This is a genomic window from Amphritea atlantica (assembly GCF_024347255.1).
Lineage (GTDB): Bacteria > Pseudomonadota > Gammaproteobacteria > Pseudomonadales > Balneatricaceae > Amphritea > Amphritea atlantica.
Map to the genome: position 1 here is coordinate 3,125,340 of NZ_AP025284.1, position 17,992 is coordinate 3,143,331.

General features: G+C 51.8%; 13 protein-coding genes. All 13 read left to right on the forward strand.

The features are described from left to right. Nucleotides 1-22 precede the first annotated feature (22 nt). The 13 genes from OCU43_RS14345 to OCU43_RS14405 all read left to right on the forward strand — a co-directional run bounded on the left by OCU43_RS14345 (nucleotide 23) and on the right by OCU43_RS14405 (nucleotide 17,837). Nucleotides 23-4,768, forward strand: coding sequence for a cytochrome c3 family protein (locus OCU43_RS14345; RefSeq protein ID WP_139203168.1), 4,746 nt, complete (start codon nucleotides 23-25; stop codon nucleotides 4,766-4,768). Beyond that, on the forward strand, nucleotides 4,768-5,226 hold the full coding sequence (locus tag OCU43_RS14350) for a hypothetical protein (RefSeq protein WP_091356825.1): 459 nt from the start codon (nucleotides 4,768-4,770) through the stop codon (nucleotides 5,224-5,226). Before OCU43_RS14345 ends, OCU43_RS14350 begins: the two co-directional genes overlap by 1 nt. 131 nt (nucleotides 5,227-5,357) lie before the next feature. Further along, nucleotides 5,358-7,472: an SPOR domain-containing protein gene (locus OCU43_RS14355; RefSeq protein WP_175483488.1), complete on the forward strand. Its 2,115-nt coding sequence runs from the start codon at nucleotides 5,358-5,360 to the stop codon at nucleotides 7,470-7,472. Between the two features lie 229 nt (nucleotides 7,473-7,701). Next, entirely contained in the window at nucleotides 7,702-9,438 is a 1,737-nt protein-coding gene (gene gspE / locus OCU43_RS14360; RefSeq protein WP_091356820.1) for a type II secretion system ATPase GspE, read from the forward strand. A gap of 1 nt (nucleotide 9,439) precedes the next feature. After that, the gene (locus tag OCU43_RS14365; protein ID WP_175483487.1) at nucleotides 9,440-10,654 is read left to right on the forward strand and encodes a type II secretion system F family protein; all 1,215 of its coding nucleotides are present in this window, start codon (nucleotides 9,440-9,442) and stop codon (nucleotides 10,652-10,654) included. A 14-nt stretch (nucleotides 10,655-10,668) separates the two neighbouring features. Continuing rightward, complete coding sequence (gene gspG, locus OCU43_RS14370; RefSeq protein ID WP_091356816.1) at nucleotides 10,669-11,097, forward strand: type II secretion system major pseudopilin GspG; 429 nt, start codon at nucleotides 10,669-10,671, stop codon at nucleotides 11,095-11,097. 42 nt (nucleotides 11,098-11,139) lie between these two features. Next, nucleotides 11,140-11,601, forward strand: coding sequence for a pilus assembly FimT family protein (locus OCU43_RS14375; protein WP_139203167.1), 462 nt, complete (start codon nucleotides 11,140-11,142; stop codon nucleotides 11,599-11,601). Continuing rightward, the gene (locus tag OCU43_RS14380) at nucleotides 11,588-11,974 is read left to right on the forward strand and encodes a type IV pilus modification PilV family protein (RefSeq protein ID WP_091356812.1); all 387 of its coding nucleotides are present in this window, start codon (nucleotides 11,588-11,590) and stop codon (nucleotides 11,972-11,974) included. Before OCU43_RS14375 ends, OCU43_RS14380 begins: the two co-directional genes overlap by 14 nt. Continuing rightward, the gene (locus OCU43_RS14385; protein ID WP_091356809.1) at nucleotides 11,971-12,570 is read left to right on the forward strand and encodes a prepilin-type N-terminal cleavage/methylation domain-containing protein; all 600 of its coding nucleotides are present in this window, start codon (nucleotides 11,971-11,973) and stop codon (nucleotides 12,568-12,570) included. The genes OCU43_RS14380 and OCU43_RS14385 overlap by 4 nt, the downstream gene beginning before the upstream one ends. Further along, nucleotides 12,560-13,498, forward strand: coding sequence for a type II secretion system minor pseudopilin (locus OCU43_RS14390; protein WP_091356806.1), 939 nt, complete (start codon nucleotides 12,560-12,562; stop codon nucleotides 13,496-13,498). Before OCU43_RS14385 ends, OCU43_RS14390 begins: the two co-directional genes overlap by 11 nt. Continuing rightward, nucleotides 13,482-14,546, forward strand: a complete 1,065-nt coding sequence (locus OCU43_RS14395) for a sensor histidine kinase (RefSeq protein WP_091356804.1) — start codon at nucleotides 13,482-13,484, stop codon at nucleotides 14,544-14,546. The genes OCU43_RS14390 and OCU43_RS14395 overlap by 17 nt, the downstream gene beginning before the upstream one ends. A gap of 31 nt (nucleotides 14,547-14,577) precedes the next feature. Further along, nucleotides 14,578-15,996: a sigma-54-dependent transcriptional regulator gene (locus tag OCU43_RS14400; RefSeq protein WP_091356801.1), complete on the forward strand. Its 1,419-nt coding sequence runs from the start codon at nucleotides 14,578-14,580 to the stop codon at nucleotides 15,994-15,996. Next, the gene (locus tag OCU43_RS14405; protein WP_091356799.1) at nucleotides 15,993-17,837 is read left to right on the forward strand and encodes an ATP-binding protein; all 1,845 of its coding nucleotides are present in this window, start codon (nucleotides 15,993-15,995) and stop codon (nucleotides 17,835-17,837) included. The genes OCU43_RS14400 and OCU43_RS14405 overlap by 4 nt, the downstream gene beginning before the upstream one ends. Nucleotides 17,838-17,992: the final 155 nt, after the last annotated feature.

Sequence of the window (17,992 nt, forward strand, 5' to 3'; positions counted from 1 at the left end):
CAGGGGATAATAGGTGATAAGTATGTCATTAATAAGAATTAAACCTGTTTCATCAGCCGCCGGTATGCTGCGGCGCCTTATCCCCCTATTCATGCTGCTGTTGCTCAGTATGATGCTGCCGGTTACTGCCCAGGCGATGTCCGACCCGGATAAACTGGCACAGCTGGACTCAGACACACAAAAAACAGAACAGTCAGCGGGCGATAAAAAAGCGCCCCGCGAGGCTTTTGATCACCTCAGTACCGGCTTTATGCTGGACGGCCAGCACGCCAATCTGGAGTGCTCCAGCTGTCATATCAAAGGGGTATTTAAAGGTACACCCAACACCTGTACGGCCTGTCACTCGTCCTCCAGTATTATTCCGGCGTCAACAAAAGCCAGCGACCATATCAATAGCAGTAATAACTGTGAAAGTTGTCACAATCCCGGCAGCTGGAGCGATGTTTCAAAAGTAGATCACGATGAAGTCACCGGCAGCTGCGTATCCTGCCATAATAACCAGATCGCTTTTGGTAAGCAGAGTGACCACCCCCCCGCCAGTGATAACTGTGAAGACTGCCACGCAACCAGTGGTTGGCAGACTTCCTCATTCGACCATACCGGCATCGAAAACAACTGTGTCAGTTGTCATAACGGCGTGAAGGCAACCGGTAAAGCCGCCAATCACATTCCGGTTAATAATGTGTGCGAAGATTGTCACCGCCCAACCAACTTCAGCGACCTGAGCCTGTGGAACCATCCGGATAACGGCAGCAATTGCAGCAGCTGTCATAATGGAAGTTTCAACACCAGCGGAAAGCCCGGCAACCATATCCCCAGCAGCAACAGCTGTGAAGATTGTCATACAATTAACACCTGGTCAGGAGCTAAGTTTGACCACACCGGAGCAACCAATTGTGTCAGTTGTCATAATGGCAGCCTTGCCACTGGTAAAGGGTCTGGGCACTTCAATACGTCTAATACATGTGAAGCCTGCCATTCCAGCAGCAGCTGGTCACCGGTTACGCAGGTCGATCATGATGAGGTCAATGGCACCTGTGAAAGCTGTCATAACGGCACCCGGGCTACCGGCAAATCATCCAGCCATATTCCAAGCAGCAATTCATGCGTCGAATGTCATGACCCAAACAGAGGCTGGGCCGATGCTAACTTCACTCATCCTGCTGGTGTAACTAACTGTGCCAGTTGCCATAATGGCACCACCGCCACCGGCAAAAATTCAGCGCACATTAATACCACCAACAGTTGTGAAAGCTGTCATACACCCAGCAGTTGGTCACCAGTGACCCAGGTTGATCACTCACAGGTAAATGGTAGCTGTGAAAGCTGTCATAACGGCACCACTGCAACCGGCAAGAATAGCAGCCATATTAATACCACTAATAACTGTACAGCCTGCCATACATCAGCAGCCTGGTCGCCGGTTACCCGGGTCGACCATACCGAAGTGAATGGCACCTGTAGCAGTTGCCATAACGGCACCATTGCCATTGGTAAATCTGCCAATCATATTCAAAGCGCAAATACCTGTGAAGATTGCCATAACACCATCAGCTTCACCGATGGCACATTCGATCACAGCGGCGTCACCGATGGCTGCTCAGCCTGCCACAACGGCAGTACCGCCACCGGTAAAAACAGTGCCCACATCAACACCACCAATGCCTGTGAAGCGTGCCACACACCCACTGCATGGTCTCCGGTGACCCGGGTTGACCATACTCAGGTGAATGGCACCTGTAGCAACTGTCATAATGGCACCACTGCCACTGGCAAGAATTCCAGCCATATCAATACCAGTAACAACTGTGAAGCCTGTCATACTTCAACCATCTGGTCACCGGTCACCCGGGTTGATCATAATGAGGTGCAGGGAACCTGTGCCAGTTGCCACAACGGTTCAGTTGCCACCGGTAAGTCTGCCAACCATGTCCCTTCCAGCAACAGCTGTGAAGATTGTCACAATCCGGAACAGGGCTGGGCGGAAGCGGTATTTGACCATGCCAGCACGACAGCTAACTGCGCAACCTGTCACAATGGCAGTACAGCCACCGGCAAAAACAGTGGTCATATCAATACCACCAACAGCTGTGAAAGCTGTCATGTCAATACTAACTGGACACCGGTAACCCAGGTTGACCACGCAGAGGTGCTTGGCTCTTGTAACAGCTGCCATAACGGCACCACTGCCACCGGCAAAAACACCAGTCATATCAATAGCACCAATAATTGTGAAGCCTGTCACACGCCAACCACCTGGTCTCCGGTCACCCGGGTTGATCATACCGAGGTGAATGGTAGCTGTAGCAGCTGTCACAACGGAACCCTGGCTACCGGCAAAGGTGCCAGCCATATCAATAGCAGCAGTAACTGTGAAGCCTGTCACACGCCGACTACCTGGTCACCGGTCACCCGTGTCGATCACGCCGAGGTGAATGGTAGCTGTAGTAGCTGTCACAACGGCTCTCTGGCTACCGGCAAAGGCTCCAGCCATATCAATAGCAGCAGTAACTGTGAAGCCTGTCACACTCCAACCACCTGGTCCCCCGTCACCCGGGTTGATCACGCCGAGGTCAATGGCACCTGTTTCAGCTGCCACAATGGCAGTATTGCGCTGGGCAAATCCGCTAACCATGTTCAGAGCAGTAATACCTGCGAAGACTGTCACAACACCACCAGCTTTACCGGTGCGGCGTTTGATCACAGCGGTGTCACCGGCAACTGTTCCAGCTGCCACAATGGCACCACGGCAACCGGTAAAAATGCTACTCATATCAACAGCACTAACAGCTGTGAGTCCTGCCATACCCCGACCACCTGGTCACCGGTAACCCGGGTTGATCATACCGAGGTCAATGGCAGTTGTAGTAGTTGTCATAACGGTTCAATTGCGACAGGTAAAAACACATCGCATATCAATACCACCAACAGTTGTGAGTCCTGTCACTCTTCTACCAGTTGGTCTCCTGTGACAACGGTGGACCACAATGAGGTCAATGGCAGCTGCAGTAACTGTCATAACGGCACTCTCGCAACGGGTAAAAACTCAACGCACATTAACACCACCAATAACTGTGAGGCCTGCCACACACCAACCACCTGGTCACCGGTAACCCGGGTTGATCACGCCGAGGTCAATGGCACCTGCAGCAGCTGCCATAACGGCACCATTGCGCTGGGTAAATCCGCCAACCATATTCAGAGTGGTAACACCTGTGACGATTGTCACAACACCACCAGTTTCACCGGGGCGGTGTTTGATCACAGCAATGTGACAGGCAGTTGCTCCAGCTGTCATAACGGCACTACCGCCACCGGCAAGAATAGCTCTCACATCAACACCACCAATAATTGTGAGGCCTGCCATACACCGACTACCTGGACACCGGTGACACGGGTTGACCATGCAGAGGTCAATGGCACCTGTAGCAGCTGTCATAATGGCACCATTGCGCTGGGTAAATCAGCCAACCATATTCAGAGCAGTAATACCTGTGATGACTGCCACAACACCACCAGCTTTACCGGGGCGGTGTTCGATCACAGCGGCGTCACAGGCAGTTGCTCCAGTTGTCATAACGGCACTACTGCCACCGGCAAGAACAGCTCTCACATCAACACCACCAACAACTGTGAATCCTGTCATACGCCGGTCAGCTGGACGCCGGTGACACGGGTTGATCACGCTGAGGTCAATGGCACCTGTAGCAGCTGTCATAACGGCACTATCGCCCTGGGTAAGTCTGCTAATCATATCCAGAGCAGTAACACCTGTGACGATTGCCATAACACCACCAGCTTTACCGGGGCGGTATTTGATCACAGCGGTGTCACCGGCAGCTGTTCAAGCTGTCATAACGGCACCACGGCAACCGGTAAAAATGCGACGCATATCAACACCACCAATAACTGTGAATCCTGTCACACACCAGTGAGCTGGATTCCGGTTACCCGGGTGGATCACACCGAGGTGAATGGCACCTGTAGCAGTTGCCATAACGGCACCATTGCGATGGGTAAATCAGCCAACCATATCCAGAGTGGCAACACCTGTGATGACTGCCATAACACCAACAGCTGGGCGGATGCCGTGTTTGACCATAGCGGTGTCACCGGCAGTTGCTCAAGCTGCCATAACGGCACTACGGCTACAGGTAAGAATGGTACCCACATCAACAGCTCCAATGTCTGTGAAGCGTGCCACTCATCAGTGGCCTGGGTTCCGGTTGTCCGGGTTGACCACGCCGAGGTTAATGGCACTTGTAACACCTGCCACAACGGCGTCATCGCGACAGGTAAGTCTGCCAATCATATCCAGAGCAGTAACACCTGTGATGACTGCCACAACACCAATAGCTGGTTAGGTGCATCATTCAACCATGACAATGTATCGCCGGGCACCTGTGAAAGCTGTCATAACGGCAGCACCGCCACAGGCAAGCCGGGTAACCACTTTGTTACCACCGTCGCCTGTGACGAGTGCCATAACACAACCTCATTCGTGGGTATTAACTTCAACCACAGCTCTGGCTCCTATCCGGGCGACCACAGAGCCAACCCTGGTTGTAATGCATGCCATACCTCTAACAGCGAGACAATCCCTTGGCCAACTCCGGCTTATGCACCGGATTGTGCGGGCTGTCACGCGAATGATTTCAGGCCGAATAAACATGAAGGCGACACCGTCTCCACAGCGCGTAACTGTGCCGGCAGCTGTCACCGTCAGAGCAGATCGGAACACAGTGTTCGAGATAGGAATTGGGACTAATGAACAAACTAATTAAAGCATTACTGCTGAGCGCGCTGGTTCTGCCGGCCACTCTGATTCAGGCACAGCCCATTGGTGAGAATATCATGGAAGGGGTCGAACTGATCCGGAGTAAGTCGCCCTGCGACCCGGATCTGGCCATCATCCACATGCACTACCCGGTCCGCTATATCAGCCATTACCCGCAGGACCCCAGTGATGAGTTACGGATACGAATCAAGCATATACAGGTCGCTCAGATCGATCAGAACGCACGAGATCTTCGGGAGTCAGCTACACCGGAAGATCACGATCTGCTTGATGAGGTGGTTTACGAGGGTGACTTTGCTGGTGGGCCCTATCTGACACTGCAATATCTCGAAGCGGTGCGTTCTGAAGTGATCCAGGGCAGTGATTACCGCACCATTAAGGTATTGATCTACCCATCAAAACGAACCCAGCAGGCCAAATGCCAGTAATCCGAATTTGAAACTGAGAAAACATAATGCATAACCCGACCAGAACCCTGTTATCGTCTCTTATTGCTGCTGTTATAGCAGGCGGATCGCTCACAGCCCTTCCCTGCTATGCTGAGGCACAGCCTCAGAGCATGGAGAGTGCAACAATACAGTCGAGCGGCCGGTACGCAATCCATGTAGCATCGCTGGCAAGCCTCGCTGATGCAGAAACAATGATTAAAGAGCTGCCTTTTAAGAGTCAGGTCGCCTATATCACCAGCGCTGTTGTCAAAGGTAAAAAGTGGTATCGGGTCAGAGTCGGCTTTTTCCCCAGCGCCAGGGATGCAGAAGCACTGGCAGCATCGATCCGCAGCACTCACCCAGAGCTCTGGATCACCAAGGTTCCAGAAACCGAAAAGCTCGCCGCCATTGCCGAAGTGAGCCGTATCACCCAATCATCGGTAACAGCAGAGACAAAACCGCAGCCAGCACCGCCAGAGAGCGAAACTGCGATGGCGCCCCAGACGACACAACCGACAGATAAAGCCGGGCTGACAACAAACGATAAACCACCTGCCCCAAGCAAGCCGGTTGCCGTTATCGCTTCCAGCGGCGCGTCCGGGACCTCTAAGCCGGCATCGGACAGCAGTGACCCTCTGGGACAAATAATGATTCGGGCTGAGCAATCGATGATTGCACAGGAATATGACCGGGCGATCCAGTTATACACTAAAATTCTTCGCGAACCTGAGAACCAGTATAGTCGTCAGGCTCTTGAATTCACCGGTGTTGCGCGGGAACGAAAAGGCCAGCAGGCACAGGCTAAAGCGGCCTGGGATCAGTATCTGGAAAAATATCCAGATGGCGCTGACGCCCTGCGTGTTCGCCAGCGTATCACGGCGATGATTACCGCCACAGAGACCCCGACCACACGTACCACTTCAACCCGCAAAGCCGAGCCATCCCGCTGGGACGTTTATGGGGGCGTCTCACAGTTTTACCGTCGTGATGAGTTTTCCACAGAAACCGAAGACTTTAAGACCACCTCAGTTAACCGTGATGCACTGTCGAATGACCTCTATCTGACCGGCCGCTACCGGGGTGATGAATACGATATCCGTACCCGGTTCTCCGGCGGCTATGAGGAGGATTTCCTCGACAGCACCCAAAGCGAAGCCCGCATCACCACCATGTATGTGGATTTTCAGGATAAGCAGGCAAGTAACACCCTGCGCCTTGGACGTCAGTCCAGCAGTTCCGGCGGCGTGCTGGGCCGTTTCGATGGCCTGCTGGCCGGACACTCGCTTAATGAGACTGTCAAGCTTAACCTGGTTGCCGGTTTTCCTGTTGAAACCTCAACCTATAAAGAGGTTAATCTGGATCGCTGGTTTTATGGCGTGAACCTTGATCTGGGCACCTTCAACGATGCCTGGGACTATAACGTCTTCCTGATCGAGCAGCGCAACGAGAGCATACTGGACCGTCGTGCTGTCGGTGGCGAGGTACGCTATTTCCAGCCAGGCAAAACGCTGTTCACACTACTTGATTATGATATCTCCTATAACGAACTGAACACCCTGTTTGCACTGGGCAGCTGGACCAATGCGAAAGAGCAGACCTTCAACCTCTCTGTCGATTACCGTAACAGTCCTGTACTGACCACCACCACAGCGATCCAGAGTCAGTCGGTCAATACACTGAGTGAACTGCTCGCCAAAGGAATAACCGAGGATGAAGCACGTCAGTATGCACTGGATCGTACCACCCGTAGCTTCACCTCCACGCTGGGTATGGTGCAGCCCATCACTGAGGATTTTCAGCTGAGTGGTGATCTGACCGTTTCCAAACAGGGCGACAGCAAAACCTCGGGCGGTGTCGACGGGTTTCCCGGTACGGATTATGAATACTCACTGTTTGTACAGGCGATCGGTAACAACCTGATTAAACAGGGAGATCTGGGCATTGTCGGTATACGTCTCACCGATGCAACCACCAGCCAGAGGATAGGACTGACCCTGAACAGCCGTTATCCGGTCAACGAAAAATTAAGAATCAACCCACGTTTTCAAACAGAATACCGTGAAAATACCGACGATAACACTTCGCAGTGGTATGTTCGCCCCTCTGTGCGTCTGGAATACCGCTGGACCCGTAAAACCCGTTTTGAATTTGAGACGGGGGGCGAAGTATCCAACCGCGAGCTCACCGACGATACCAGCGAAACTAACAGTTATTACATAAACTTAGGTTATCGTCACGATTTCTGAGCGACAACACCTGCGACTCTCATATTCACTATTACTAATAAATAATTAGTAATAGTGAATATGATTTATATTAAAAACATTCACGTTAATTGCTTAAAATATGACCATTTGGTGATTGTGGTCTTTGTCTTTTCTCATCTAAACTAAACAAACACTTGATCGACAGCAGCTTGAAACGGAATTCTCTTTATCTGTGTCCAGTGAATTAAAAATACAAAAGGATGTGAGGATGAGGAATGCCGAAGCGTTACAGCGAGACGACAACGAAGTAATCGAGCAAAGCATTAAAGAGTGGTTTACGTCCCGGAAGAAGATAACCCCGGAGCTTTTTAATCGTTCGCTGTCGCTGGCTAAGGAACAGGATGGGTCTGTCAGCCTGCCGCTGATGCTGTTAAAGCTGGGGCAGGTCAGCGCTGAAGATCTTGCGCTATGCCTGGCAGAAGTCACCCAACTGTCTAAAGTTTCTTTCGAAGATTTCCCTGCCAACCCCGCATGCGCTGAGCTGATCAGCGAGAACTTTCTCAAACAGCACTCCGTTATCCCACTTGAATTCAGCAACGGTGTCCTGACACTGGCGATGCTGGATCCCAGCGATCAGTTTGTCATCAAAAGCACCCGGCTCGCCTCAGGAGCAGAACAGGTTAAACCGGTCGTCATCAGTAAAACCGATCTCGACTCGCTGTATGATCAGTTCTACGGCGATGGTCAGTCACAACTGGGCAAAATCGCAGATCAGATCGCCGATTCGGGCAGTGATAACGATACCGATGTTGAACAACTACGTGATATGGCCAGCGAAGCGCCAGTTATCCGACTGGTCAACCTGCTAATCCAGCGCGCCTGCAAAAGTAACGCTTCAGATATCCATATTGAGCCGTTCCACGATAAGCTCAGGGTGCGGTTCCGTTGCGATGGTTTGTTACAGGAGGTTGAAGCCCCTCCTGCCCACCTCAGCGCGGCAGTTATTTCACGCATTAAAATAATGGCCCATATGAATATCGCTGAACGGCGCCTGCCACAGGATGGCCGTATCGACCTCCGCGTCCAGGGGCAAACTATCGATATCCGGGTGTCCAGTATCCCCACGGTTCATGGCGAAAGCGTAGTGATGCGGATTTTGCAGCGCGATAGTCTGGTATTAGACTTCGAGAGTCTCGGCATGAGTGGCGAACCTCTGGCACGCTTTAAAAGCGCCCTGGAAAAGCCCAACGGCATGATTCTGGTTACCGGCCCCACCGGCAGCGGTAAATCCACGACGCTGTATACCGCGATGCAGGGACTCAATACTGAGCAAAGAAAGATTATCACCGTCGAAGACCCGGTAGAGTATCAACTGGAAGGGGTGAATCAGATCCAGGTTCGCTCCTCCATCGGTCTGGATTTCGCAACCACGCTGCGCTCTATTGTCCGACAGGACCCGGATATTATTATGGTGGGGGAGATGCGGGATCTGGAAACCGCAAAAATCTGTATCCAGTCAGCGCTGACCGGTCACCTGGTACTTTCCACCCTGCATACCAACGAGGCCGCCGGCAGTATCACCCGCTTACTGGATATGGGCGTGGAAGATTACCTGTTAACCTCCACCCTGCTGTGCGTGGTCAGTCAGCGTCTGGTGCGCAAACTGTGTCAGCACTGTGCCGAGCCCTTTGAGCCAATGCCGGAGTTATTAGAACGTCTCAGCTGGAATAGCGGCGAGACCATTGACCCCGGCAGTAAGCTCTATAACCCGGTCGGCTGTGAGCACTGCCGCAATTCCGGCTATAACGGGCGTATCGCCATCTCAGAAGTTCTGCCCGTTGATGATATTATCCGTCGGCAGATCATGCTCAATTGTGACGCCAAAGAGTTGCAGCAACTGGCCGTCGAACATGGCATGAAAACCATGTATACCGATGGGTGCACTAAGGCGCTTGCAGGGCTTACCACCCTGGAAGAAGTACTGCGCGTCACTCAGGAGGGCTGAGATGACGACCTTCTATTACAAAGCGATTGGCAATAACGGCGAGCTGACAGAGGGTATTATCTCCGCCAACAACCGCGAAGAGGTGATTGTCCAGTTACAAGCCAGCGGAAAAGTGCCGATCTATGCCGACAGCCAGCAACCTAAAAGTCAGAAAAAGAAAACCCGGAGTGTGCGTTTCAGTTCAGTAAACAGCGAACTGATCTTCGAATTCACACAGGAACTGATGTATCTGGTTGAAGCGGGTATCCCTCTCGACCGCAGCCTCGAAATTCTGCAACAGGGCACCCCTTCCAGCGTTCTGCAACAACTGATTCATGAGTTGCGTCAACAGCTACGCGGCGGCCAGACATTCAGCCAGGCTCTGGAAAAATTCCCCCGTTATTTTAATCCGCTTTATGTCAGTCTGATTCGGGCGGCTGAAGCCAGTGGTCAGATTGGCCGGGGGCTGGAAACTCTGTGCCAGCATCTGGAGCGCAGCCGTCAGTTAAAAGAGAAAGTATCTGCTGCCCTGCTTTACCCAATAATACTACTGGGCGTATCACTGCTTTCAATTCTGATGATCCTGCTCTACGTGGTGCCGCAATTTGCCGATATCATCGCCGGTTTCAGTAAAGAGCTGCCCCCGGAAACTCAGTTTGTGATGTGGCTGAGTCGTGTGACTATCGACTACGGTGTTTATGCACTGGGAATACTCTCATTGCTGCTGATCTTCGCATACCGAACCCTGTCCAGCGGTTCAAATACCGCCTGGTGGGACGCTTTACGACTCCGGCTGCCACTGATCGCAAAACTGCATATTAAGATTGAATACACCCGTTTCTGCCGCAGCCTCGGCAACCTGATCAATAGTGGCGTGCCAATGCTCTCCAGTATTGAGATGGCCAGTGCCGCTTTCACCAACAACACACTGCTCAAAGAGATCACTCTTGCCGCCACCCATATGCGTGAGGGGGGCCGCTTATCAGATCAACTGAAGAACAGTAAACGGGTACCGCCGCTGGTGGTCCAGTTGACTCAGGTGGGCGAGGAAACCGGTGAACTGCCCGGCATGTTGTTAAAAACTGCCGATATCTACGACCGGCAGATCGAAACAGAAACACAAAAGCTACTGCATATTCTGGAACCCGCCCTGATTCTGTCTCTTGGCTTCATCATTGCCGTTCTGATTATGTCACTTTTGTCAGCCATTATCGGAATCAACGATATAGCACTCTAATCAAGGAGAGATATGTGAACAACAACTCAACGTACACACAACGGGGCTTTACCCTGCTGGAGATACTGGTGGTACTGGTCATTCTGGGGCTGTTGGCGGGCCTGGTTGGCCCCCGGGTGTTAAAACATCTGGATAGCTCAAAAACCAAAACCGCAATGTTGCAGATTCAGGAGCTGGGTGCCGCACTGGACCTCTATCGTCTCGAAGTCGGCAGTTACCCCAGTACCGAGCAAAACCTTGATGCACTGATCAATCCCCCTGAAGGGGTGAGTAGCTGGAACGGTCCCTATCTGAAGAAAAAAGTGGTTCGTATGGATCCCTGGGGACATGAATACCATTACAAATTTCCCGGTGAGTTTGGTGAATACGACCTGTTTTCGCTGGGCGCGGACAACAATGAAGGGGGCGAAGGCGAAAATGCTGATATCGTCAGTTGGCAATAAAAATACACAGTTAAGCGCCTGACAGACAAAACGGGGGATACAGTGCAACCATATTCAGTGCCACAAAGAGGCTTTACCCTGCTGGAAATGCTGGTCGTTATGGCCATAGCAGGGATGTTGCTTGCACTGATTGTACCCCGTTTTGGCTCCGCCTTTGCCGGAGCACAGTTTCAGCAACAGGTGCATGCCCTCAACACCTCTCTTAATCAGGCACGCAACAGAGCCAGTGCCACAGGCAAGATAGTCAGGCTACAACTGTCAGACAGCGACCGCAGTCTGATCGATAATACCGGTGTACCGGTGTTCAGCTGGCCAGAGGACTGTGAACTGGTGTTTGCAGACGCTGAGCATCAACCCCTGGATGATGGATTCATACTGTTTATCCCCGGTGCGGGCAGTAACGGCGCGGCGCTGCAATTGATTCAGCAACGCGACTCTCAGCCACGCCGGACAGAGTTCCGCATCAACTGGCTGACCGGAGGGGTAAGCTATGCAGCGCTCTGAAATGCAGCGGGGCTTCTCCCTGCTGGAAGTGCTGGTGGCCATGGTTATCGCAGCACTGACTCTGGGAGTCATTCTCAACCTGTTTTCCGGCGCGGCCAAAAGCGCTTCGGTCAACTCAGACTATCGCAATGCGTTGCAGGTTGCGGAAAGCACTATGGAGCAACTGGCCAGCGACCCGTTACGCGACCATGACCTTGAGGGTGAGGTCTCCCAATATCGCTGGCGGGCCAGTATCACCCCCTGGGAAAACGGCACTGAACAACCGCTGCGCTCCCCTTTTATGCTCTATCAGATTGAGGTACAGGTGAGCTGGGGTGAACGCCAGGATTTCCCGGTGATATTAAAAACACTGCGCCTGGGGGCCCGTTCATGAACAGGGCGAGAAACAGAGACTCTGGTTTTACCCTGCTGGAGATGCTGGTTGCAATGGTCATCACCACCATCCTGCTGACGGTTGTTTATGGCAGTTTCTATCAGGGAATTCGCAGCTGGCGCATGGTCTCTGTTCACAGTGACAGTGAACAACAACAATACCTGCTGCGACGGCACCTGCAACAGCAGTTGCAAAACAGTTTGCTGATTCAGGAGAGTCAGACCCGTAACAGCCCGATCGCATTTGAGGGTAATGAAGACAGTATTGAATTTGTCGCTGAGCTTTCCCCTTTGCAGGGTGATGCGGGTTTGTACCGCTACCGGGTGACTCTGAAAAATGAACCCGCAGAGCTTGATATCCAGATCACCCCCTATGGAACCGATAATCCGGAGCAGCAACAACATCTGACCCTGGCAACCAGTAGCCCGCTGCAGTTTGAATACAGTGACTCCGCCGGCAACGATATAAACTGGTTAGAGCGCTGGCCTTATAAGAACCGCCTCCCCCAATTGATCCGCATCTTTCAGCCCGATACCGGGCAGTCAGACTGGCTTCCCCTGATTATTGAACCCAGGAGGCACCGGCATGCGATCTGAAAAAAGAGGTATATGGCTGACAAAGATACAGCAACGCAGCAACCGTCCGGGGTTAGTTAATCAGCACGGTGTCGCCCTGCTCAGCGTGCTCTGGGTGGTCACGATCCTTTCTCTTCTCGCTGGCAGCCTGGTCGCCAGCCAGCGTTCCAACAGCGATACAACCCGACAATGGTTAAATCAGGCACAGGCTCGCTATGCTGCAGAAGCAGCGATTCATCTGACCCTGTATAACCTGTTGAGCCATCAGCTTCAACCAGGCTCTGAGAATACCGAAACCGAGGTGAGTGAGTTACCGGTTTACAACGGGTTTACGCTAAACAACACCCTATACAGCGAAGCGGGCAAGGCCGATATCAATCAGATATCAGACCCTCTGTTACGCAAGATCATGCAGGGGGTAGTTGATGATCCCCAACTGGCTGATACCCTGACTGACCGGATTCTCGACTGGCGTGATGGCGATGAGCTGGTACGACTGAATGGTGCCGAGCGGCGTGATTATCTGTCGGCTAATCGTCCGTTTCTGCCCACCAATCAACCCTTTAAAAGCGTTTCGGAGTTACAGCGGGTGATGGGGATGACCAAAGCCATCTTTCTTAGATTACAACCTCTGGTTACGATCTACTCGGGACAAAACGGCATTGATATGGCGGCGGCCCGGCCTGAGATGTTAGTGGCACTGGGGGTATCTACCAATCAACCACGACGCTTTTTCAATGCGGCCAGCAGTCGTATTCTGGAAATAACGTCCCGGGTTGAAAAACCGGGCCTCAGTGGCATTCAACTCAGGTCCACCATCGCGCTCCAGCCCGGCAACATCAGAGAGCCTTTTCATATACTCGCATGGGATTTTTCAGTTCCCGGCTTGACAGAAATGGCAGCCAACCTGCTGCCAGAACAAGGGGGTAGTAATGCTACCAAACAATAATAACGGAAATGAAACCGACGACAGGCCTCTGCTTGGCTGGGACCTGCTGTTTCAGCGCAGCAAGGATGCGATGCTGATGGTCGATGCCGATCTCAATATCATTGAAGCCAATGAAACCGGCTTAAAACTCTGCAACGTTGGACGCAACCTGAAAGATATTGAAAGCATCAACAGTAAACAGGATGAGCGTCGCACCATTACCAGCAGTGTGCGCTGGACAATGGAACAGAAAATCTGTGCAGAGGGCCGGATAATCTTTCTGCAACAGAACAACGCCGATGTCGAAGTCGATATCTACCCGGTCAGCCACCCAGAACATGGCGCCGTTATCATTATCAAAGACCCGACTGAATCTCTCAATCATCAGAGCCTGAAAGGCGTTCCTGAAAAGCTCTACCGCCTGGGCATGACGGCCGCCGGAATTACCCATGAGCTGAGCAATCCGGTCAGCTCACTCTATAGTCAGCTTGAACTGATGCAGAGCCGGCAGAAACAACCCGATCAGGACCTTCAAACCTGCCTGGAGCTGGTTAGCCGAATCAGAGCGATATTGCGGGAACTGTCCGGAATTATGACCGAAAGCTCACCGTTCGACAGTCGCAGTATTGATCTGAACAGTTTCATTCCCAGCACCCTGAATCTGCTGAAGTTTTGCCCTGAAGGCAGGGAAACCGAGATTTTTCATACTGTCGATCCCAACCTGCCGTTGCTGGATATCAGCGAAAAACACCTTTTATTATTGCTGGACAACATCTGTGACAACGCAATAAAAGCAGCCGGCGAAGGTGGCCGGATAGCTGTTGATGCCACGCCAGACGAACAGGGCGGAATCAGCCTGAGTTTTACTAATAGCGGACGCAACCTGAATCCCGAAAACCTGGCGCAAAACGATCTTTATAGCCGGGGTATGGGAGTTGGGTTGATGATCACACGCCAGATTATCGAAAGTTACCAGGGCAGCCTGAGCATCTCCCGTACCTCTGATGGGGGAACCCGGGTGTTGCTGAACTTCCCCGCACAATGCTGTCGAGAAAGAGATGATAGCTAACAGGTCTGTACCGAGTTCAAGGGAGTTTTAAATGAGTGACATACTGATTATCGAAGATGAACCGGTTCTGAATGAGAACCTGAACCAATTTCTCAGTAGCAAAGGCTATCAGGTAGATTCGGCCGACTCCAAAGCAACGGCCAAAGCATTACTCGCTGAGCATCTGTATGATGTGATTCTGAGTGATATGCGTCTGCCCGATACTAACGGCACCGAACTGATAGAGCATATCAAAGAGGTCGCCCCCTCCAGTATCATTCTGGTAATGACCGCGTATAGCTCGCTAGAAACTGCCCTGGACGTTTTTCACTGTGGTGCGCATGATTACATCATCAAACCCTTCCCTCTGCAGGAGATAGAGCACAAAGTAGCCAACGCCCTGCAGTACAAACAATTACTGAATGAAAACGCCAACCTGCGTAACAGGCTGCATCAGGATTCAGAAAACCTTGAGATGCTGGCAGGCAGCAGCCCTCAGATCTGTGAGCTGCGGCGTCTGATCAACAAAGTCGCTATTACCAATACTAACGTTCTGATTCAGGGGGAAAGTGGTACAGGTAAAGAGCTGGTAGCTCAGTCCATACATCTGAAATCCCAGAATGCAGAGGGCTTATTTGTCCCGGTTAACGTTGCTGCTATTCCCGATGGCCTGGTGGAAAGCTATCTTTTTGGTCATATTAAGGGGTCATTTACCGGTGCCAATCAGACCCGTGAAGGGGCTTTCCGGATGGCCTCGGGCGGCACACTGTTTCTCGACGAAATTGGCGAGATGCCGCTGCAGATTCAGAGCAAACTGCTAAGGGTACTGGAAGATAGCCAGGTTTATCCGGTGGGCAGCGACACGTCGGTGCCGGTTGATACCCGGATTATCTGCGCCACCCACCGGGACCTGGAACAGATGGTTGCCGATGGCGAGTTTCGTGAAGACCTCTGGTATCGTCTCAATGTGGTTAACCTGCAGACTCCGCCATTGCGTGAACGGATGGAAGATATTCCGGCGCTGGTGTCACTGATTCTGAAACGACTCAAGGTTGAGCTGAAACGACCGGTCATGGATATCGACAATGATGTAATCCACCACCTGATGAATCAGCCCCTGAAGGGCAATGTCAGGGAACTCAAGAACATCCTTGAACGTGCCGCAGTGCTGTGCGATGACAACACTATCCGGGTGAGGGATCTGGCCCTGCAAAACAGTGATCTGGCTAACCTGCAGCTGGATGAAAGCGGCTCTCTTGCCGACCTGAATACCGCCGTGGAGAAGTTCAAGCAACAGCATATTGTCGCCGCCCTGGAAAGCACCGAAGGCTGTCGGGAATCGGCAGCCAGACTTCTTGGATTATCGACAGCAACCCTGTACCGGCAACTCGATAAACTGGGATTAAAAGGCTATGTAGCCCGTTCTTCCAAAAGTGTTATAGGCCCAATTCCATCCGGTGATGAAAAATGAATCAGCCCCAGATACCGGAGCAGGATCCTCCGGCCACCAACCTGCCCTCACAGCAGGTTTCAAGCAGCTCACAGAACAACCGTCTGATCGCTCATCGTGAATCGGATCTGCTGCGCACCTTTACTCTGCTCAGCTTTATTACCATTGCTCTGATAAGCCTGGTAGGTGCCTTCACCCTGACCAATATTGTCACTATGCGCATGTTGCAGGAAGAAGCCAGAGTGACCCAGCAGTTTATTCAAAGTGCCGCCGGAACAGAACGACTGCCTGACCGTCCCTATCAGGAGGACTTCCTCAATAATAAGCGCTGGCTGGCGGGCTATCTGCAACGTATCGGGCGACTGCCCAATACGCCGCTGGTTAAGATCTACTCACCGGATATGGACGTCGTCTGGGCGACCGATCCCAACCTGATCGGTTTGTCATTTACCGATAACCCTGAGCTTGCCCGGGCATTTACAGGTGATCTGATCTTCAAACAGGAGGATGTTAACGAGCTGAACGAAGCAAACGATAAAACGGATCTTGCCTACTTTGCCCACTCCCTTGAACAGGTCATTGAGATATACATCCCTCTGTTCAACTCAGATCAGAGTAAGGTGGTCGCTGTCGTAGAGCTATACAAAACCCCGGACGAACTCTTTCACAGCCTGTACGAAATCAAACTGTTCATCTGGTCTGGCGCACTGATCGCTGGAACCATTCTGTTTATTGTGTTGTTTTCCATCGTCCGTAAAGCCAGCAAGACGATGAAACGTCAACGACAGGCCATTGTTGAATCTGAAGCACTGGACACCATCGGCGAGATGACCTCGGCGATGGCCCACGGTATCCGGAATCCCCTGGCCTCGATTCGCTCCAGCGCTGAACTGGCACTGCTGACCCCCACCAGTGCGCAGAAAATGTCAGAAAACATTATCACCTCAGTCGATAAACTTCAGGAGTGGATCGGAGAATTCATTCAGTTTACTGAAACTGAATCCCGCTTTGACAATCAGGTGGTAGTGTTTGACCGTCTGGTTGAGGAGAGCCTGCAACTGATCAGTGAACAGGCTAATCGTCAGAGTATTATTATTGAGTTACTGCCATTTGAAACCTACGCACCGGTTAATGGAGACCCGGCCCTGCTGCGTCAACTGCTGGGAATCATTCTGGATAACTGCCTCGAGGCGATGCCTGATGGCGGCATTATCACCGTACGCCAACAACATCACGACAAACATCATCTGCGTCTCGATATTGCTGACAATGGTGTGGGCATTTCGGAAGATCAGCTGAAGAACGTATTCCGTCCCTTCAGCAGCAATAAAAAGCATGCGCTGGGTCTTGGCCTGATGATGGCGCAAAGAATTGCCATGCATCACAGCGGACACCTTGAGCTGACCAGTAAGGAGGGCGAAGGAACCACGGTATCGGTGATCTTACCTACGGTATCCAGCCTGCGATCCAAAGTTCTGGTCATTGATGACGAACACACGTTCGCTGCCAATCTGAAAGCCTATCTGGAACAGTATGAGTTTGTTGTAGAACTGACTGAAACGGCGAATGAGGGACTGGCAAGAGTTGCCAGTTGGCAACCCGATATCGTGCTCACAGAGATCCGTATCAGTGATATGGATGGTATCAGCCTGTGTCAGGAGATTCTTAAGCGGCATGCCCGAACGACTATCATCGCCCTGACCGGACAAGCCAATGATAAACGGGATCAGAAACGCGACCTGATCACCCGGCTTCAGAACGCCGGGGTGCGTAAAGTGATGACGAAACCACTGCCTTTAGCGGATATCCGCACCGTACTTGAGCAGGCTAAATCCAGCAGTTACTTTGCATCTCAAAATTGATAATGAGGGCCGGTATTGAGCATCAGAGCTGCGATAAAAAAAGGAATTATTACTACTATTGAAAATAAAACAGCTATAAAACATAAAGTTAACATTTCAGGAATAAGTATTGCTTTATGTATTAACCATTAACAATAAGCGCTGGATCCTGCCCC